The sequence below is a fragment of the Pseudomonas sp. microsymbiont 2 genome, assembly GCF_054788395.1.
In genome coordinates this window covers 272,150-294,420 of the sequence record NZ_CM139112.1, presented here as the reverse complement: position 1 = coordinate 294,420, position 22,271 = coordinate 272,150, and the positions used below count along the sequence as shown (strand labels likewise).

Annotated in this window: 4 protein-coding genes; 1 reads left to right on the top strand and 3 read right to left on the bottom strand. The window is 62.3% G+C overall.

Going from position 1 to position 22,271, the window contains the following annotated elements:
* Positions 1 to 243: 243 nt before the first annotated feature.
* The 3 genes from ACYUME_RS01285 to ACYUME_RS01275 are packed head-to-tail and all read right to left on the bottom strand — an operon-like array spanning position 244 to position 5,149.
* Positions 244 to 1,620 (bottom strand): HlyD family type I secretion periplasmic adaptor subunit, encoded by a 1,377-nt coding sequence (locus ACYUME_RS01285; RefSeq protein WP_279882736.1) that lies wholly within the window; start codon positions 1,618 to 1,620, stop codon positions 244 to 246.
* On the bottom strand, positions 1,610 to 3,766 hold the full coding sequence (locus ACYUME_RS01280; protein WP_460417855.1) for a type I secretion system permease/ATPase: 2,157 nt from the start codon (positions 3,764 to 3,766) through the stop codon (positions 1,610 to 1,612). Before ACYUME_RS01280 ends, ACYUME_RS01285 begins: the two co-directional genes overlap by 11 nt.
* Before the next feature lie 45 nt (positions 3,767 to 3,811).
* Positions 3,812 to 5,149 carry a TolC family outer membrane protein gene (locus ACYUME_RS01275; RefSeq protein ID WP_460417853.1) on the bottom strand — a complete coding sequence of 446 codons (1,338 nt, stop codon included), beginning with the start codon at positions 5,147 to 5,149 and terminating at the stop codon, positions 3,812 to 3,814.
* A 348-nt stretch (positions 5,150 to 5,497) separates the two neighbouring features.
* Here ACYUME_RS01275 and ACYUME_RS01270 point away from each other — a divergent pair, with 348 nt between their 5' ends.
* Positions 5,498 to 22,120: an immunoglobulin-like domain-containing protein gene (locus ACYUME_RS01270; RefSeq protein ID WP_460417851.1), complete on the top strand. Its 16,623-nt coding sequence runs from the start codon at positions 5,498 to 5,500 to the stop codon at positions 22,118 to 22,120.
* Positions 22,121 to 22,271 lie beyond the last annotated feature (151 nt).

The following is a 22,271-nucleotide window of genomic DNA, read 5'->3' as shown; positions in this document are numbered from 1 at the left end:
GTCGGCGGGTACGCAGTGGGGTGACTATAAAGTCATAAGAACAGGATTTTAAATACCGTTACGTCATATCCATATGAAGGGGTTGCGCCTTCATGCCATGCGCCGACCTGTAGGAGCGGCCTTGTGTCGCGAAAGGGCCGCGAAGCGGCCCCGGCGATCTTTGCATCAACGCTGAAGCCCTGGGGCCGCTTCGCGGCCCTTTCGCGACACAAGGCCGCTCCTACAGGGATCGCGCAGACACGATCAACGCTCGCGCAAGGCTTCCGAACGGGCCTTGATGATCGGCTTGAGCAGGTAGCTCATGATGGTCTTCTTACCCGTCATGATATCCACCGTGGCCACCATCCCCGGGATGATCAGCAGCGGTTTCTCGTCCGTGCCCAGATGGCTCTTCTCGGTACGCAGCTTGATCAGGTAGTAGGTGGTCTTCTTGTCTTCATCGGTGATGGTGTCGGCGCCGATCTGCTCGAGCTTGGCCTTCATCCCGCCGTAGATGGTGTAGTCGTAGGCGGTGAATTTGACCGTGGCCTCCTGGCCCGGGTGCAGGAAGGCGATGTCCTTGGGCAGGATCTTCGCCTCGACCACCAGGGTGTCGTCCAGCGGCACGATCTCGATGATGTCGCTGCCCGGCTGGATCACCCCGCCGATGGTGTTGACCAGCAGCTGCTTGACGATGCCGCGCACCGGCGAGGTGACCATGGTGCGGTGCACGCGGTCATCCAGCGCCTTGCTGGTGGCGGTGGCCTTGTTCAACTCGGTACGGGCCTCGTTGAGCTGGGTAAGGGCATCGCTGCGGAACTTGCCACGGGTCTCTTCGATCTTGCTTTCGACCTCCTTGATCGCCGCCTCGGCACGCGGGATGGCCAGCGCGGTGGAGTCCATCTGGCCGCGGTTTTCGACCTCGGCGCGACGCAGGCGCAGCACTTCGACCTGGGAGATCGCGCCTTGGGCCACCAGCGGCTCGGACATGGCGATTTCCTGACGCAACAACTGCAGGCTGTTGGCGTACTGGGCGCGCTTGGAATTGAACTCACGCAGCTCCTGCTGCTTCTGCACCAGTTGCTGCTGCAGGCCGCCGATCTCGTCCTGCAACTGCTGGCGCCGGCTCTGGTACAGCGATTGTTCGTTGGCGGCCTGGCTCGGCGCGGCCTTGCGCAGCTCTTCGTCGATCTGCAGCGGCTTGTCCTCGACCTCGGCCGTCAAGCGCTGCACGCGCAAGGCCATGGCCAGGCGCGAAGCCTCGGTCTCGCCGACGTTGGAGGCAAAGCGGGTTTCATCCAGGCGCAGCAGCGGTTGCCCGACCTCGACGATCTCCCCTTCCTTGGCGAAGATCTCCGCGACGATGCCGCCTTCGAGGTTCTGGATCTTCTGTACCTTGGACGACGGGATGGCCTTGCCCTCCCCGCGCGTCACCTCGTCGATGGGCGCGACACTGGCCCAGACGATCAGGAACAGGAAGAACGCGATCACGCCCCAGATGGTCAGGCGCACCACGCGCGGCGCGTCTTCGATCAGCGCCTTGTTGACCTCGGGAAGAGGCTGTCCGGAAAGCGATTCAGAGCCCTTGAAGTAGCGGCGCAGGTTGTCTTTGAAACGCCCGATATCCAGCTTATGCAACACTGATCTGCCCCTTCTTCAGCGCATCCATGACGGCGGCTTTCGGGCCATCCGCGACGATCTGTCCACGATCGATGACGATCAACCGGTCCACCAGCGACAACAGCGAGGCACGGTGGGTGACCAGCAAGACGGTCTTGCTTTCGATCACCGCCGCCAGGCGCTGCTTCAGGCGCTCTTCGCCGGTGTTGTCCATGGCACTGGTGGGTTCGTCGAGCAGCAGGATCTGCGGGTTGAGCAGCAGTGCGCGGCCCAGGGCGACGTTCTGCCGCTGGCCACCGGACAGGTTCTGCCCGCGCTCGCCGACCTGCAGCTCGTAGCCGTCGGGGTGCAGGCGGGCGAACTCATGCACGCCGGCCAGCTCGGCCGCCTGCAGGATGAGCTCGTCCTCGATGTAGCGGGCACCACTGACCAGGTTGTCGCGCAGGGTGCCGGCCAGCAGCTGGATGTCCTGTGGCACGTAGCCGATGTTGTGGCGCAGCTCGCTGACGTCGATCTGGCGGATGTCCACGCCGTCGACCAGCAGCGAACCGTTGTCGGGCTCGTACAGGCCAACGATCAGCTTGGCCAGCGAGCTCTTGCCCGAACCGCTGCGGCCGATGATGCCGACCTTTTCGCCCGGGCGGATATTCAGATTGATGCCCTTGAGTGCCTTGTTCTGCTGGTTCGGGTAGGTGAACTCGACGCCGCGGAACTCGATGGCGCCCTGCAGCACCTGGCGGCTCAGCGGACGCTCCTCGAAGTTGCGCTCCTGTGGCAGCTCCATCATCTGGTTGGTGGCGACCATGGTCACCTTGGCCTGCTGGTAGCGGGCCAGCAAGCCGTTGAGCTGGCCCAGCGGGCCGAGGGCACGGCCGCTGAGCATGTAGCAGGCCACCAGGCCGCCCATGCTGAGGTTGCCGTCGATGATCAGGTAGACGCCCACGCAGATCATCGCCACGCCGGCCAGTTGCTGGATCAGCGCGGTGATGTTCATCGCCAGGCCCGACAGCACCTTGACCCGCAGCTCCAGGCGGCTGAGCGTGCCGAGAGTCTGCTCCCACATGTACTGGCGCTCGCTTTCGGCGTTGTTGACCTTGACCGCGTCCAGCCCGGCGAGAGTCTCGATCAGGCTCGACTGGCGCTCGGACGCCAGCGCCATGGTGCGCTCCATGGTCGCCATCAGCGGCTTCTGCAGGGCATAGCCGATACCCAGGGCCAAGGGGAAGGCCAGGATCGGAATCCACACCAGGTGCCCGCCGATGATGGCGATCACCATCAGGATCAGCAGGGTGAACGGCAGGTCGATCAGACTGGTCAGGGTCAGCGAGGCGAGGAAATCGCGCAGGCCCTGGAACTCATGGATGTTCTGGGCAAAGCTGCCGACCCGCGCTGGCCGGTACTTCATGGCCATGCCGACGATGCGCTCGAACAGCGTCGCCGAGATGATCAGGTCGGTCTTCTTGCCGGCCAGGTCAAGGCAGAGGCTGCGCAGCCCCTTGAGGATCAGGTCGAAGACATAGGCGCCGGCGATGCCGATCGCCAGCACCCACAGGGTCGAGGTGGCCTGGTTGGGCACCACGCGGTCGTACACGTTCATCACGAACAGCGGCGCGGCCAGGGCGATCAGGTTGATCACCAGACTGGCGGCGATGGCATCGATGTACAGCCATTTGCTGCGCAGCAGCGTGTCGCGGAACCATGAGCGCGCGCGCGGGATCAGGTTGCCGTGGTTGACGTCGAACTTGTGCTGCGGCTGGGCGAAGAACACCTTGCCGCTGTAGTCCCCAAGCAGCGCCTCACGGGTAACGTGCACTTCGCCGCCATCGCTCTCGCTGAGCAGCAGACGGGCGGTGTCTTCGTTCTCCCAGCCGAGCAGGACGGCGCAGCGGCCTTCCTTGAGCAGCAGCATCGCCGGCATGGCGATGCTGGGGATCTGCTCGAGCTTGCGTTGCAGGAGGCGGCCCTGCAGCCCCGCCCGGGCGGCGGCACGGGGCAGCAACTCGGCGGTCAGGCGTTGCGAGGGCAAAGGCAACCCGGTGGTCAGCATGGCCCGGCTGGCGGGTTTCTGATGCAGGACACACAGGGTCAGCAGACTGTCCAGCAGCGGGTCGTCATGCTGACTGCGTGGATCGTGGCTGAGTTGGACTCGACTGACTTCGGATTCCACGCGGCGCTCTCTTCATCCTTGCGGGTTAGGTCAAGGCGCGCCTGTTCAGTTCATGCCTGGCAGGTTCACCTTGGGTTTCAGGTCATTCTGCACAACGGATGCCATCGGGGCTACGACACCCTGGCTCTTGAGCAGCTGGCCAATGGTCGCCTTGATTCGGTACTGAGTAAACATTTGTGTGTTCTTCACCTCTACCAGACGACGCTGGGCGGTGAAGGTTTCATTCTCGCTGTCGAGCAGGTCGAGCAGGGTTCGCTCGCCCAGGCCGAACTGCTGCTGGTAGGCACTGCGCACGCGGTTGCTGTGGTCGACGTACTGCTGGGCGATCGGCACCTGGGCGTTGGCGTTCTCCATAGCGTTCCATGCCAAGCCTAACTCCTCATTGAGCTGGCGCAAGGCGTTGTTGCGAATATCCAGCGCCTGGTTGGCCAGGTACGACTTCGATTCCAGGTCCGCCTTGTTGCTGCCACCGGCGTACAGGTTGAAGTTCATGCGCAGCATGGCTTGCCATTCGTTGTTGTGGCCGACGGCGCCATCGAGGTTGTTGTCTGCCGTTCGTCCGAGTTCGGCATCGAAACGCGGATAGAACGTAGACTTCGCAGCCTCGTATTGCTTTTCAGCGGCAGCGATGTCCGATTCGGCCGAGCGCAGGATCGGGCTGTCCTCGACCAGCTGATGGCGCGCCTCGTCGAGCGAGGCCGGCAGCAGGTCGACAAACGGCGCTGGCGTGCTTAACTGGTCGGGCATTTGTCCGACGACGCTCAGGTAGTTGGTGTTGGCGTCCGCCAGGTTGGTCTGCTCGGTGAGCAGGTTGTTGCGGGCCTGGGCCTGGCGCGCCTCGGCCTGGTCAAGGTCAGCCATGCGACCCACGCCACGACTAGTACGCAGCTTGATCTGGTCGAGGATCCGGTCGTGGTTGCGCAGGTTGTCTTCGGCCAGGCGCACCATCTCGCGGCGGGCCAGCACGTCCAGGTAGACCTGGGCGACGGTCAGCGCGGTGCGCTCGGAGGTCCCCAGCAGGGAATAGGCGCGGGCATTGACGGTAGCTTGTTGACGTCCTACTTCGCTGGAGGTGGCGAAACCGTCAAAAACCATCTGCCGCAGGCGAATGGCCGACTCGCCACGGTTCAGCGTCTCCCAGCGGTTGCGCGTGCTTGGGCTGTCGGTGCCCTCGCGACCATAACCGGCGGTCACATCCACCCGCGGCAAATAGCCGCCCTGGGCGGCGCGCAGCTGATGGTCGGCAGCCACGCGGGCGTTCACGCCGGCCTGGATTTCTGGATGCACCTCAAGCGCCTTCTGCATGGCTTCGGGCAAGGTTTGTGCTTGAACGAACGAGGCGGCGAGAGCGAAAGGAAGAGCGGTGAACAGTGACGCACGCATTTTTACTGGTTCCCGAGAGAGCTGTTGTCCCAAATCACAGCCGAAGCTGTGCCTGCCCTGGAAAATGGCAAACCCTGATCCTTGAGTAGGAAGCTTCCGAATAGGCAGTGCGATTAATACGAAAGAAAGGGCTGTAGGTCGCCAAATATCAATGTGACATTAGGTTGGCGATTGTTTAGGATGGCAGCCAGAAGGTCAATAGTTTGGCATAAAGTTAATCGCCAATAGTTATAGACGTAAAATTGACGCAAAAGCGCGTCAAAACATTATTGAAACATTCCATCAGTCGCCGCCTTCGAATGCCGGCCAGGCATGGAAGCCAACTGAACGGGTAGTCCGGAGAGTCCAATGAGCACTGTTGTTGCCATCGTCAAAAGCATTGTTGGCCAAGTCATCGCAGTTTCCCCAGAAGGCATCCGGCGCCTACTGATCGAAGGCGACCGCCTGTTTGCCGGCGAGCAGGTCGACACCGGCATGGGCGGCGCGGTCACCCTGGAGCTGGCCGACGGCCGCCTGCTCGACCTGGGACGCGAAACCCAATGGAGCGCCGACACCCCCGACAGCAGCACCGACCTGAGCCAGGCCACCGCACAGGCAGCGCCCTCGGTCGAAGAGCTGCAACAGGCCATCGCCGCCGGCGCCGACCCGACCACTGAGCTGGAAGCCACCGCGGCCGGCCCTTCGGCGGCAGGCGGCGGCTCCGTCGGCGGCGGACACAGCTTCGTGATGCTGCAGGAGACCGCCGGGGTGGTCGACCCGAGCATCGGCTTCCCCACCGGCCCCATAGGCTTCGCCACGGGGCAAGGTAGCGAGGAAGTGGGCGGGCTGGATGCGAACAACACCATCACCACCACCAATGTACCGCTCACCACAGGCCTGACCCTGAGCGCCACCCCCTCGATCACCGAGGCGGGTGGCGTCGTCGTCTATACCGCCACCGTCGGCCAGCCTCCGCTGACCAACCTGACCGTGACCCTGTCCAACGGCGCAGTCATCGTGATCCCGGCCGGCCAGACCACCGGCACCGTCAACGTCAACATTCCGGCCAACGACACGCCTTATATCGATGGCGGCCAGATCTCCGCGACCATCACCGGCACCAGCGGTGGCAACGGACTGATCATCACCCCGGACACCACGCCGGCGGTGACCCAGATCACCGATACCGTCGACACCACCACCGCCACCCTGACCGCCACGCCGAGCGTGACCGAAGGCGGCGTGATCACCTACACCGTGACCCTGACCAACCCAGCCCAGACTCCAGTGACCGTTACCCTGTCCAACGGACAGACCGTCACCATCGAGGCGGGCAGGTCTTCTGGCAGTGTCGATTTCCAGACTCCGCCAAACGATGTCTATAACAACGGCAGCAACGTAAGCACCACGATCACGGGGGCAACGGGCGGCAACTTCGAGAACCTGGTAGCGAGCCCGACACCGGCCCAGACCACCATCACCGACTCGGTCGATACGACCACAGCGACCCTCACCGCTACCCCAAGCGTGACCGAGGGCGGCGTGATCACCTATACCGTGACCCTGACCAACCCGGCCCAGACCGAGGTCACCGTCACCCTGTCCAATGGCCAGACCATCACCGTGAAGGCGGGCGAGTCGACCGGCAGCGTCGACTTCCAGACCCCGGCCAACGATGTATTCGTCAATGGCAGCACGGTCTCTACCAGCATCACCGGCGCCACCGGCGGCAACTTCGAAAAGCTGGAGCCCGACACGACGCCGACGCAGACCGTGATCAGCGACAGCATCGACACAGTGACCGTGAGCATCGCCAGCAATGGCAACGTGACCGAGGCCGAACAGCCGACCTTTACCGTTTCGGTCAGCCAGAAGCTCGATCATGACCTGACCGTGACCTTGTCCAACGGCGCCACCGTGGTCATCGCCGCGGGCCAGACCGAGGCTACCTACAGCCTGCCCGCACAGGGCGATGACGTCTTCAAGGACGCGGGCTCCGTCACCCTCGGCGTGACCGACGCCAGCGTTGCCGGCAAGACCTTCGAGAAGCTGGAACTCGGTGGCGATGCCACCGTGCAGATCAGCGATACCGTCAGTGAAGTCGTGGCCACCTTGTCTGCCGACAAGACCACGGTTTCGGAAGGTGGCCAGATCACCTACACCGTGACCCTGACCAACGCCCAGGGCCTGGCGGTCAACGGCCACAATGGCCTGACCTTCACCCTCACCGATGGCACCAAGGTCACCATTCCGGCCGGCAGCGCCAGTGGCACCTTCACCATTACCGCACCGGATGACGTGTTCGTCGGCGGTCAGCCTTCGATCGTCAACAAGATCGAATCGGTGGTTGGTGACGACAACTTCGAGAAGTTGACCCTGGGTGATAACACCATCACCACCACCGTGACGGACGAGCCGGGTACCGGCACTCCAGGCACCGACAACGAAGGCGACAAAGTCACCGTCACTATCGTGGGCAAAGGCGGTGTCACCGAAGACCAGCAGCCAGCCTTCACCGTCAAAGTCAGCCAGAAGCTGGACCACGACCTGACCGTGACTTTGAGCAACGGCGATAAGGTCGTTATTCCTGCCGGCCAGACCGAAACCGAGTACAAGGCCAAGGCCCAAGGCGACGACGTCTTCAAGGACGGCGACACCCTCACCGTCGGCATCACTGATGCCGCCGTTGATGGCAAAACCTTCGAAAACCTCGAACTGGGCGGTGACGCTTCGGTTCAGATCACCGACACCATCAGCGAAGTTGTCGCCACCTTGTCTGCGGACAAGACCACCGTCACCGAAGGCGGCCAGATCACCTACACCGTGACCCTGACCAACGCCCAGGGCCTGTCGGTCACCGGCCACAATGGCCTGACCTTCACCCTCTCCGATGGCACCAAGGTCACCATCCCGGCCGGCAGCGCCAGTGGCACCTTCACCATCACAGCGCCGGACGATGTATTCGTTGGCGGTCAGCCTTCGATCGTCAACAAGATCGAATCGGTGGTCGGCGACGACAACTTCGAGAAGCTGACCCTGGGTGATAACACCATCACCACCACTGTGACTGACGAGCCGGGTACCGGTACTCCGGGCACCGACAATGAAGGCGACAAAGTCACCGTCACTATCGTGGGCAAAGGCGGTGTCACCGAAGACCAGCAGCCAGCGTTCACCGTCAAAGTCAGCCAGAAGCTGGACCACGACCTGACCGTAACGTTGAGCAACGGTGACAAGGTCGTTATTCCTGCCGGCCAGACCGAAACCGAGTACAAGGCCAAAGCCCAGGGCGACGACGTCTTCAAGGACGGCGACACCCTGACTGTCGGTATCACCGATGCTGCCGTTGATGGCAAAGCCTTCGAAAACCTCGAACTGGGCGGCGACGCTTCGGTTCAGATCACCGACACCATCAGTGAAGTCGTGGCCACCTTGTCTGCCGACAAGACCATCGTCACCGAAGGCGGCCAGATCACCTACACCGTGACCCTGACCAATGCCCAGGGCCTGGCGGTCACCGGCCACAACGGCCTGACCTTTACCCTCACCGACGGCACCAAGGTCACCATTCCAGCTGGCAGCGCTAGCGGGACCTTCACCATCACGGCGCCAGATGACGTATTCGTCGGCGGTCAGCCGAGCATCGTCAACAAGATCGAGTCGGTGGTCGGCGACGACAACTTCGAGAAGCTGACTTTGGGTGATAACACCATCACCACCACCGTGACGGACGAGCCGGGTACCGGTACTCCAGGTACCGACAACGAAGGCGACAAGGTCACCGTCACCATCGTTGGCAAAGGTGGCGTCACCGAAGACCAGCAGCCGGCCTTCACCGTCAAGGTCAGCCAGAAGCTGGACCATGACCTCACCGTGACGTTGAGCAACGGTGACAAGGTCGTGATCCCAGCCGGTCAGACCGAAACCGAATACAAGGCCAAGGCCCAGGGCGACGACGTGTTCAAGGACGGCGATACCCTGACCGTCGGTATCACCGATGCTGCCGTTGATGGCAAAGCCTTCGAAAACCTCGAACTGGGCGGCGATGCTTCGGTTCAGATCACCGACACCATCAGCGAAGTGGTCGCGACCCTGACCGCAGACAAGACCACGGTTTCGGAAGGCGGCCAGATCACCTACACCGTGACCCTGACCAACGCCCAAGGCCTGGCGGTCAACGGCCACAACGGCCTGACCTTCACTCTGACCGATGGCACCAAGGTCACCATCCCAGCCGGCAGTGCCAGCGGCACCTTCACCATCACCGCGCCGGACGATGTGTTCGTCGGCGGCCAGCCTTCGATCGTGAACAAGATCGAATCGGTGGTTGGTGACGACAACTTCGAGAAGCTGACCCTCGGCAAAGACGAAGTGAAAACCGAGGTTACCGACGAGCCAGGTACCGGCACTCCGGGCACTGACAACGAAGGCGACAAAGTCACCGTCACTATCGTGGGCAAAGGCGGTGTCACCGAAGACCAGCAGCCAGCGTTCACCGTCAAAGTCAGCCAGAAGCTGGACCACGACCTCACCGTGACGTTGAGCAACGGCGACAAGGTCGTGATCCCGGCTGGCCAGACCGAAACCGAGTACAAGGCCAAGGCCCAGGGCGACGACGTCTTCAAGGACGGCGACACCCTGACTGTCGGCATCACCGATGCTGCCGTTGACGGCAAAGCCTTCGAAAACCTCGAACTGGGCGGTGACGCTTCGGTTCAGATCACCGATACCATCAGTGAAGTCGTGGCCACCTTGTCTGCGGACAAGACCACCGTCACCGAAGGCGGCCAGATCACCTACACCGTGACCCTGACCAATGCCCAGGGCCTGGCAGTCAACGGCCACAACGGCCTGACCTTCACCCTCACCGATGGCACCAAGGTCACCATCCCGGCCGGCAGCGCCAGTGGCACCTTCACCATCACGGCGCCAGATGACGTATTTGTCGGCGGTCAGCCGAGCATCGTGAACAAGATCGAATCGGTGGTCGGCGACGACAACTTCGAGAAGTTGACCCTCGGCAAAGACGAAGTGAAAACCGAGGTTACCGACGAGCCAGGTACTGGTACTCCGGGCACTGACAACGAAGGCGACAAAGTCACTGTCACCATCGTTGGCAAAGGCGGTGTCACCGAAGACCAGCAGCCAGCGTTCACTGTCAAAGTCAGCCAGAAGCTGGACCACGACCTGACCGTCACCCTCTCGAACGGTGACAAGGTCGTTATTCCGGCCGGTCAGACCGAAACCGAGTACAAGGCCAAAGCCCAGGGCGACGACGTCTTCAAGGACGGCGACACCCTGACTGTCGGCATTACCGATGCCGCCGTTGATGGCAAAACCTTCGAGAATCTGGAGTTCGGTGGCGATGCCAGCGTCCAGATCACTGACACCATCAGCGAAGTCGTCGCCACCTTGTCTGCTGACAAGACCACCGTCACCGAAGGCGGCCAGATCACCTACACCGTGACCCTGACCAATGCCCAGGGCCTGGCGGTCACCGGCCACAATGGCCTGACCTTCACCCTCACCGACGGCACCAAGGTCACCATCCCAGCTGGCAGCGCCAGTGGCACCTTCACCATCACCGCTCCAGACGATGTGTTCGTTGGCGGTCAGCCTTCGATCGTGAACAAGATCGAATCGGTGGTTGGTGACGACAACTTCGAGAAGCTGACCCTCGGCAAAGACGAAGTGAAAACCGAGGTTACCGACGAGCCAGGTACTGGTACTCCAGGCACTGACAACGAAGGCGACAAGGTCACCGTCACCATCGTCGGCAAAGGTGGCGTCACCGAAGACCAGCAGCCGGCCTTCACCGTCAAAGTCAGCCAGAAGCTCGATCACGATCTGACCGTCACCCTCTCGAACGGCGACAAGGTCGTGATCCCGGCTGGTCAGACCGAAACCGAGTACAAGGCCAAAGCCCAAGGCGACGACGTCTTCAAGGATGGCGATACCCTGACTGTCGGCATTACCGATGCCGCCGTTGATGGCAAAACCTTCGAGAATCTGGAGTTCGGTGGCGATGCCAGCGTCCAGATCACTGACACCATCAGCGAAGTCGTCGCCACTTTGTCTGCTGACAAGACCACCGTCACCGAAGGCGGCCAGATCACCTACACCGTGACCCTGACCAACGCCCAGGGTCTGGCGGTCAACGGCCACAATGGCCTGACCTTCACCCTCACCGACGGCACCAAGGTCACCATCCCAGCTGGCAGCGCCAGTGGCACCTTCACCATCACCGCTCCAGACGATGTGTTCGTTGGCGGCCAGCCTTCGATCGTCAACAAGATCGAATCGGTGGTTGGTGACGACAACTTCGAGAAGCTGACCCTCGGCAAAGACGAAGTGAAGACCGAGGTTACCGACGAGCCAGGTACCGGCACTCCGGGTACTGACAACGAAGGCGACAAGGTCACCGTCACCATCGTCGGCAAAGGTGGCGTCACTGAAGACCAGCAGCCAGCCTTCACCGTCAAAGTCAGCCAGAAGCTGGACCATGACCTCACCGTGACGTTGAGCAACGGCGACAAGGTCGTTATTCCTGCCGGCCAGACCGAAACCGAGTATAAGGCCAAGGCCCAGGGCGACGACGTCTTCAAGGACGGCGACACCCTGACCGTCGGCATCACCGATGCTGCCGTTGATGGCAAAACCTTCGAAAACCTCGAACTGGGCGGTGACGCTTCGGTTCAGATTACCGACACCATCAGTGAAGTCGTCGCCACTCTGAGCGCCGACAAGACCACGGTTTCGGAAGGTGGCCAGATCACCTACACCGTGACCCTGACCAACGCCCAGGGCCTGGCGGTCACCGGCCACAACGGCCTGACCTTCACCCTCACCGATGGCACCAAGGTCACCATTCCAGCTGGCAGCGCTAGCGGGACCTTCACCATTACCGCGCCGGACGATGTGTTCGTCGGCGGTCAGCCGAGCATCGTCAACAAGATCGAGTCGGTGGTCGGCGACGACAACTTCGAGAAGCTGACCCTCGGTGATAACACCATCACCACGACTGTGACTGACGAGCCGGGTACCGGCACTCCGGGCACCGACAACGAAGGCGACAAAGTCACCGTCACCATCGTGGGCAAAGGCGGTGTCACCGAAGACCAGCAGCCAGCGTTCACCGTCAAAGTCAGCCAGAAGCTGGACCATGACCTCACCGTCACCCTCTCGAACGGCGACAAGGTCGTTATTCCAGCCGGCCAGACCGAAACCGAGTACAAGGCCAAAGCCCAGGGCGACGACGTCTTCAAGGACGGCGACACCCTGACCGTCGGCATCACCGATGCCGCCGTTGACGGCAAAACCTTCGAAAACCTCGAGCTGGGCGGTGATGCTTCGGTTCAGATCACCGACACCATCAGCGAAGTTGTCGCCACCTTGTCTGCGGACAAGACCACCGTCACCGAAGGTGGCCAGATCACCTACACCGTGACCCTGACCAATGCCCAGGGCCTGGCGGTCACCGGCCACAATGGCCTGACCTTCACCCTGACCGATGGCACCAAGGTCACCATCCCAGCTGGTAGCGCCAGTGGGACCTTCACCATCACTGCGCCGGACGATGTGTTCGTTGGCGGCCAGCCTTCGATCGTCAACAAGATCGAATCGGTGGTTGGTGACGACAACTTCGAGAAGCTGACCCTCGGCAAAGACGAAGTGAAGACCGAGGTTACCGACGAGCCAGGTACCGGCACTCCGGGTACTGACAACGAAGGCGACAAGGTCACCGTCACCATCGTCGGCAAAGGTGGCGTCACTGAAGACCAGCAGCCAGCCTTCACCGTCAAAGTCAGCCAGAAGCTCGATCACGATCTGACCGTCACCCTCTCGAACGGTGACAAGGTCGTTATTCCGGCCGGTCAGACCGAGACCGAGTACAAGGCAAAAGCCCAGGGCGACGACGTCTTCAAGGACGGCGACACTCTGACCGTCGGCATTACCGATGCTGCCGTTGACGGCAAAACCTTCGAAAACCTCGAACTGGGCGGTGACGCTTCGGTTCAGATCACCGACACCATCAGTGAAGTCGTCGCCACTCTGAGCGCCGACAAGACCACGGTTTCGGAAGGCGGCCAGATCACTTACACCGTGACCCTGACCAACGCCCAGGGCCTGGCGGTCACCGGCCACAACGGCCTGACCTTCACCCTCACCGACGGCACCAAGGTCACCATTCCAGCCGGCAGCGCTAGCGGGACCTTCACCATCACGGCGCCGGATGACGTGTTCGTCGGTGGCCAGCCTTCGATCGTCAACAAGATCGAGGGTGTCACGGGTGCGGACAACTTCGAGAAGTTGACCCTGGGTGATGACACCATCACCACCACCGTGACCGACGAGCCAGGTACCGGCACTCCAGGCACCGACAACGAAGGCGACAAAGTCACCGTCACCATCATCGGCAAAGGTGGCGTTACCGAAGACCAGCAGCCGGCCTTCACTGTCAAAGTCAGCCAGAAGCTCGATCACGATCTGACCGTCACCCTCTCGAACGGTGACAAGGTCGTTATTCCGGCCGGTCAGACCGAGACCGAGTACAAGGCAAAAGCCCAGGGCGACGACGTCTTCAAGGACGGCGACACCCTGACTGTCGGCATTACCGATGCCGCCGTTGACGGCAAAACCTTCGAAAACCTCGAACTGGGCAGCGATGCTTCGGTTCAGATCACCGACACCATCAGCGAAGTCGTTGCGACCCTGAGCGCCGACAAGACCACGGTTTCGGAAGGCGGCCAGATCACCTATACCGTGACCCTGACCAACGCCCAGGGCCTGTCGGTCACCGGCCACAACGGCCTGACCTTCACCCTCACCGACGGCACCAAGGTCACCATCCCGGCCGGCAGCGCCAGCGGGACCTTCACCATCACCGCCAAGGACGACGTGTTCGTTGGCGGTCAGCCGAGCATCGTCAACAAGATCGAGTCGGTGGTCGGCGACGACAACTTCGAGAAGCTGACTCTGGGTGATAACACCATCACCACCACCGTGACGGACGAGCCGGGCACCGGTACTCCAGGCACCGACAACGAAGGCGACAAAGTCACCGTCACCATCGTCGGCAAAGGTGGCGTCACCGAAGACCAGCAGCCGGCCTTCACCGTCAAGGTCAGCCAGAAGCTGGACCATGACCTCACCGTGACGTTGAGCAACGGCGACAAAGTCGTTATTCCTGCCGGCCAGACCGAAACCGAGTACAAGGCAAAAGCCCAGGGCGACGACGTCTTCAAGGACGGCGACACCCTCACCGTCGGCATCACTGATGCCGCCGTTGATGGCAAAACCTTCGAAAACCTCGAACTGGGCGGCGACGCTTCGGTGCAGATCACCGATACCATCAGCGAAGTCGTTGCGACCCTGAGCGCCGACAAGACCACGGTTTCGGAAGGCGGCCAGATCACTTACACCGTGACCCTGACCAACGCCCAGGGCCTGGCGGTCACCGGCCACAACGGCCTGACCTTCACCCTCACCGACGGCACCAAGGTCACCATTCCAGCTGGCAGCGCTAGCGGCACCTTCACCATCACCGCGCCGGACGATGTATTCGTCGGTGGCCAGCCTTCGATCGTCAACAAGATCGAATCGGTGGTTGGTGACGACAACTTCGAGAAGTTGACCCTGGGTGATAACACCATCACCACCACCGTGACGGACGAACCGGGTACCGGCACTCCAGGCACCGACAACGAAGGCGACAAAGTCACCGTCACCATCGTCGGCAAAGGTGGTGTTACCGAAGACCAGCAGCCAGCGTTCACCGTCAAGGTCAGCCAGAAGCTCGATCATGACCTCACCGTCACCCTCTCGAACGGCGACAAGGTCATTATTCCAGCCGGCCAGACCGAGACCGAGTACAAGGCCAAGGCCCAGGGCGATGACGTCTTCAAGGATGGCGACACCCTCACCGTCGGCATCACTGATGCCGCCGTTGATGGCAAAACCTTCGAAAACCTCGAACTGGGCGGTGACGCTTCGGTTCAGATCACCGACACCATCAGCGAAGTCGTTGCGACCCTGAGCGCCGACAAGACCACGGTTTCGGAAGGCGGCCAGATCACCTATACCGTGACCCTGACCAACGCCCAGGGCCTGTCGGTCACCGGCCACAACGGCCTGACCTTCACCCTCACCGACGGCACCAAGGTCACCATCCCAGCTGGCAGCGCCAGCGGGACCTTCACCATCACGGCGCCAGACGATGTGTTCGTCGGCGGTCAGCCTTCGATCGTGAACAAGATCGAGGGCGTCACCGGTGCGGACAACTTCGAGAAGTTGACCCTGGGTGATAACACCATCACCACCACCGTGACTGACGAACCGGGTACCGGTACTCCAGGCACCGACAACGAAGGTGACAAAGTCACCGTCACCATCGTCGGCAAAGGTGGCGTCACCGAAGACCAGCAGCCAGCCTTCACCGTCAAAGTCAGCCAGAAGCTGGACCATGACCTCACCGTGACGTTGAGCAACGGCGACAAGGTCGTTATTCCTGCCGGCCAGACCGAAACCGAGTACAAGGCCAAAGCCCAGGGCGATGACGTCTTCAAGGATGGCGATACCCTGACTGTCGGTATCACTGATGCCGCCGTTGACGGCAAAACCTTCGAAAACCTGGAGCTCGGCGGCAACGCCAGCGTGCAGATCACCGACACCGTCAGCGAAGTCGTCGCGACCCTGACCGCCGACAAGACCACCGTCACCGAAGGCGGCCAGATCACCTACACCGTGACCCTGACCAATGCCCAGGGCCTGTCGGTCACCGGCCACAACGGCCTGACCTTCACCCTGACCGATGGCACCAAGGTCACCATCCCAGCCGGCAGTGCCAGCGGCACCTTCACCATCACCGCCAAGGACGACGTGTTCGTCGGCGGTCAGCCGTCGATCGTCAACAAGATCGAAAGCGTCACCGGTGCGGATAACTTCGAGAAGCTGACCCTCGGCAAGGAAACCCTGACCACCACCGTCACCGACGAGCCGGGCAGCGGCACGGGCACCGGTACCGGCAACCAGGGCGACAAGGTTTCCGTCACCATCGTCGGCAACGGCGCGGTCACCGAAGATCAACAGCCAAGCTTCACCGTCAAGGTCAGCCAGAAGCTCGACCAGCCGCTCACCGTCACCCTGTCCAACGGCGACAAGGTGGTGATCCCGGCCGGCCAGACCCAGGTCGAGTACAAGGCCAAGGCCCAGGGCGATGACGTCTTCAAGGACGGCAGCACCCTCACCGTCGGCATCACCGATGCCGCCGTTGAAGGCAAGACCTTCGAGAACCTGGAGCTCGGCGGCAACGCCAGCGTGCAGATCACCGACACCGTCAGCGAAGTCGTCGCCACCCTGACCGCCGACAAGACCACCGTCACCGAAGGCGGCCAGATCACTTACACCGTGACCCTGACCAATGCCCAGGGCCTGTCGGTCACCGGCCACAACGGCCTGACCTTCACCCTCACCGACGGCACCAAGGTCACCATCCCGGCCGGCAGCGCCAGCGGCACCTTCACCATCACCGCCAAGGACGACGTGTTCGTCGGCGGTCAGCCGTCGATCGTCAACAAGATCGAAAGCGTCACCGGTGGTGACAACTTCGAGAAGCTGACCCTCGGCAAGGAAACCCTGACCACCACCGTCACCGACGAGCCGGGCAGTGGCACGGGCACCGGTACCGGCAACCAGGGCGACAAGGTCTCCGTCACCATCGTCGGCAACGGCGCGGTCACCGAAGATCAACAGCCAAGCTTCACCGTCAAGGTCAGCCAGAAGCTCGACCAGCCGCTCACCGTCACCCTGTCCAACGGCGACAAGGTGGTGATCCCGGCCGGCCAGACCCAGGTCGAGTACAAGGCCAAGGCCCAGGGCGATGACGTCTTCAAGGACGGCAGCACCCTCACCGTCGGCATCACCGACGCGACCGTAACCGGCAAGACCTTCGAGAACCTGGAGCTCGGCGGCAACGCCAGCGTGCAGATCACCGACACCGTCAGCGAAGTCGTCGCCACCCTGACCGCCGACAAGACCACCGTCACCGAAGGCGGCCAGATCACTTACACCGTGACCCTGACCAATGCCCAGGGCCTGTCGGTCACCGGCCACAACGGCCTGACCTTCACCCTCACCGACGGCACCAAGGTCACCATCCCGGCCGGCAGCGCCAGCGGCACCTTCACCATCACCGCCAAGGACGACGTGTTCGTCGGCGGTCAGCCGTCGATCGTCAACAAGATCGAAAGCGTCACCGGTGGTGACAACTTCGAGAAGCTGACCCTCGGCAAGGAAACCCTGACCACCACCGTCACCGACGAGCCGGGCAGTGGCACGGGCACCGGTACCGGCAACCAGGGCGACAAGGTCTCCGTCACCATCGTCGGCAACGGCGCGGTCACCGAAGATCAACAGCCAAGCTTCACCGTCAAGGTCAGCCAGAAGCTCGACCAGCCGCTCACCGTCACCCTGTCCAACGGCGACAAGGTCGTGATCCCGGCCGGCCAGACCCAGGTCGAGTACAAGGCCAAGGCCCAGGGCGATGACGTCTTCAAGGACGGCAGCACCCTCACCGTCGGCATCACCGACGCGACCGTCACCGGCAAGACCTTCGAGAACCTGGAGCTCGGCGGCAACGCCAGCGTCCAGATCACCGACACCGTCAGCGAAGTCGTCGCCACCCTGACCGCCGACAAGACCACCGTCACCGAAGGCGGCCAGATCACTTACACCGTGACCCTGACCAATGCCCAGGGCCTGTCGGTCACCGGCCACAACGGCCTGACCTTCACCCTCACCGACGGCACCAAGGTCACCATCCCGGCCGGCAGCGCCAGCGGCACCTTCACCATCACCGCCAAGGACGACGTGTTCGTCGGCGGTCAGCCGTCGATCGTCAACAAGATCGAAAGCGTCACCGGTGGTGACAACTTCGAGAAGCTGACCCTCGGCAAGGAAACCCTGACCACCACCGTCACCGACGAGCCGGGCAGTGGCACGGGCACCGGTACCGGCAACCAGGGCGACAAGGTCTCCGTCACCATCGTCGGCAACGGCGCGGTCACCGAAGATCAACAGCCAAGCTTCACCGTCAAGGTCAGCCAGAAGCTCGACCAGCCGCTCACCGTCACCCTGTCCAACGGCGACAAGGTCGTGATCCCGGCCGGCCAGACCCAGGTCGAGTACAAGGCCAAGGCCCAGGGCGATGACGTCTTCAAGGACGGCAGCACCCTCACCGTCGGCATCACCGACGCGACCGTCACCGGCAAGACCTTCGAGAACCTGGAGCTCGGCGGCAACGCCAGCGTCCAGATCACCGACACCGTCAGCGAAGTCGTCGCCACCCTGACCGCAGACAAGACCACCGTCACCGAAGGCGGCCAGATCACCTATACCGTGACCCTGACCAACGCCCAGGGCCTGTCGGTCACCGGCCACAATGGCCTGACCTTCACCCTCACCGACGGCACCAAGGTCACCATCCCGGCCGGCAGCGCCAGCGGCACCTTCACCATCACCGCCAAGGATGACGTGTACGTTGGCGGTCAACCGAGCATCGTCAACAAGATCGAGTCGGTCACCGGTGGTGACAACTTCGAGAAGCTGACCCTCGGCAAGGAAACCCTGACCACCACCGTCACCGACGAGCCGAGCGGCCAGGGCGACCTGACCACCGTCGGCATCAGCGGCGACACATCGGTGACCGAAGGCGACACCGCCCACTACACCCTGACCCTGAGCAACCCGTCGAAGTCGGAGGTGACCATCACCCTGACCTACAGCGGCACCGCCACCGACGGCCAGGACTTCACCGGCGTAGTCACCGTGAAGATCCCGGCGGGCAGCACCGGTACCACCTTCGACATCAAGACCATCGACGACAAACTGGTCGAAGGTTCGGAGAACTTCACGGTCAAGATCAGCGGCGCCACGGGCGGCGGCTTCGAGAACCTGCAGGTCGACTCGGGCAAATCGAGCGTCACCACCACCATCATCGACAACGACCACATGCCGGTGTCGACCGGCGGCGCCGTGACCGGCAGCGAAGACACCGACTACGTGTTCAAGTGGGGCGACTTCAACGTCACCGACGCCGACGGCAACACCGGACTGTCGGTGACCATCAGCAAGCTGCCGGACCTCGGCAGCCTGAAGTTCTTCAATGGCACCTCGTGGGTCGATGTCTCGCTGAACCAGAACATCAGCCAGGCCGACATCGCCGCCGGCAAGCTCAAGTTCGTGCCGCTGGCCAACCAGTCGGGCGCCGACGGCTACGGTGGCACCGGGGTGGGCAACAAGCAGGCCGACTACGCGCAGATCAAGTACAAGCCCAACGACGGCACCAACACCGGCGGCGAAGTGACCATGAAGGTCGACATCACGCCTGTGGCCGACAAGCCGGACCTGAACATCGGCAACAACAACGTCAACTCGATCGGCCTGCTCAAGGAAACCTGGAACAGCCTCACCGGCCTGGGCAGCGGCGGCAACGGCATCACCGGCGACGCACTGAAGAACGTCTTCAGCAACTCCGGCAATGCCAGCAAGAGCGAGACCGTCACCGGAGTCGACACAGTCGCCACAGTGACGCCGGGCAGCGGCTCGAAAACCTCCGGCCTGATCTACCTCGAAGCCGGCAAGACCTACTCGTTCAGCGGCACGGCCGATGACAGCCTGCAGATCGTCGTGGGCGGCAAGAACGTCGCCAGCGGAACCTGGGGCAATGCCAGCGGCGCGATTTCCGGCAGCTTCACTCCGACCACCAGCGGCTACTACACCCTGGAGATCTACAACGCCAACCAGTCGGGCCCCGGCAGCCTGGACGTCAACATCAAGGTCGGCAACGGCGCGGTCACCGACCTCAACAGCTCGAACATCCCGATGTACCCGAGCGTCAAGGATCTGGCCAACGCCGGCGTGACCGTTGGCGACCTGCACGGCAGCAACAACCAGGGCTACTACGACGGCTACAAGCTCAACGAGGGCAGCGAGAACGGCGCGCCGGTCAAGCTGGTGGGCATCAGCACCAACCTGACCGACACCGACGGTTCGGAAAGCCTGAGCGTCAAGCTCAGCGGCATTCCGGCAGGCTCGGTGATTGCCGACAACGCCGGCCACACCTTCACCGTCGGCAAGGACGCGGTGGACGTCACCGGCTGGAACCTCGGCAGCCTGACCATCAAGCCGCCGGCTTACTACCACGGCCAGTTCGACGTGAAGGTCAGCTCGACCTCCAGCGAAAGCGTCGGCGGCAGCACCGCGACCAGCGAAGGCACCATCAAGGTCACGGTCTACCCACAGACCTACACCACCAGCAACCTGTCCTCGGACAGCGACAACATCACCGGCACCGACGGCAACGACGTAGTGGTGTCCGATGTCAGCGGCCTGCACGTGGTGCCCGGCCAGGACTACAACCTCGCCTTCATCGTCGACACCTCGGGCAGCATGGGGACGTCCGGCGTGGATGCGGCGAAAAAATCCATGGAGTCGGTGTTCAAGACCCTGGCCGCCAGCGTCAAGGGCGATCAATCGGGTACGGTGAACATCCTGTTGGTGGACTTCGCCACTCAGGTCAAGAGCAGTGTTGCGGTCACGCTGAACGATGCTGGCCTGCAGCAATTGCTCAATGCACTGAATTCGCTCAAGGCGGACGGCGGCACCAACTACGAGGATGCCTTCAAGACCACGGCGAACTGGTTCCAGTCGCTCAAGACCGCTGGCAACACCGGCAACAACCAGACATTCTTCATTACCGACGGCAAGCCGACCTACTATCAGGGCAACGAGCAGGGCAACCCAACCCTGGGCACCACGGGTACCAGCTTCGACAGCTACCTGGCTTCGATCAACTACAAGCCAGGGATGACCGTCAGCAAGTACCTGGACAACACCAACTACATCACCATCGACAGCAACGGCACGATGACCGTGCAGACCAACAGCTGGGGCAGCTGGCGTACCACGCTGTCCGGCGACATTCGCGCCGACGGTGTCGGTGGTTATGAAATGTCGACGCGCGGTGGTCTCGGCTACGACACCAACAGTGCCACTCAGAACAACTCGCTGGACAGCTTCAAGCTGCTCTCGGGCCTGTCCACTGTCGAGGCCATCGGCCTCAACAGTGGCGTCAACAGCAACGACCTGAAGCCATTCGACACCGACGGCAAGCCCCAGACCAACATCGACCCGAGCCATCTGGCCGAGGCCATCCTCGGTCATACCGAAGTCACCCAGCCGGGCAACGACACGGTCAACGGCGGCGACGGCAACGACATCATCTTCGGCGACCTGATGACCTTCGACGGTGTGGCCGGTACCGGTGTCGAGGCGATCCGCGGCTATGTCGCCAACAAGCTGGGGGTCGACGCGGGCGATGTGGATGCGCGGGCGATGCACAAGTACATCAACGAAAACTATTCCGAGTTCGATATCTCGCGCAGCAACGATGGCAGCGACACCCTGCTCGGCGGTAACGGCGACGACATCATCTTCGGCCAGGGTGGCAACGACTACATCGATGGCGGCAAGGGTAACGACATCCTGCTCGGCGGCACCGGCAACGACACCCTGCTCGGCGGTGAAGGCAACGACATCCTGTTTGGCGGTGCCGGCAACGACATCCTCAACGGCGGCAAGGGTGACGACATCATGACCGGTGGCACCGGCGCCGACACCTTCGTGTGGAAGGCCGGCGACCTGGGCAACGACGTGATCAAGGACTTCAAGGCCAGCGAAGGCGACCGCCTCGATCTGCGCGACCTGCTGCAGGGCGAGAAGGCCAGCACCATCGACAACTTCCTGAAGATCACCACGGTCAACGGCGAGTCGACCCTGCAGGTCAGCACCGAAGGCAAGCTCAACGCCGCCGGTGGCCTGGCCAACGCAGACGTGACCATCAAGCTCGAAGGGGTGAACTGGTCGAACACCACGATCAACTCGTTGATCAGCGGCGCCGACCCGACCATCAAGATCGATAATTCCAACAGCTGATCCCTCACCCCCGACCACGGCCCGCAAGGGCCGGCGTCGGGGGCATGGGCTTTTCCAGCCATCCCTTCACGCGCATACTCGTGCGCCGGGCTGACAGGCCCGGTGAACTTTGCCTATGCTGCTGACTACCTAGAAGGATTCATCGTGACGA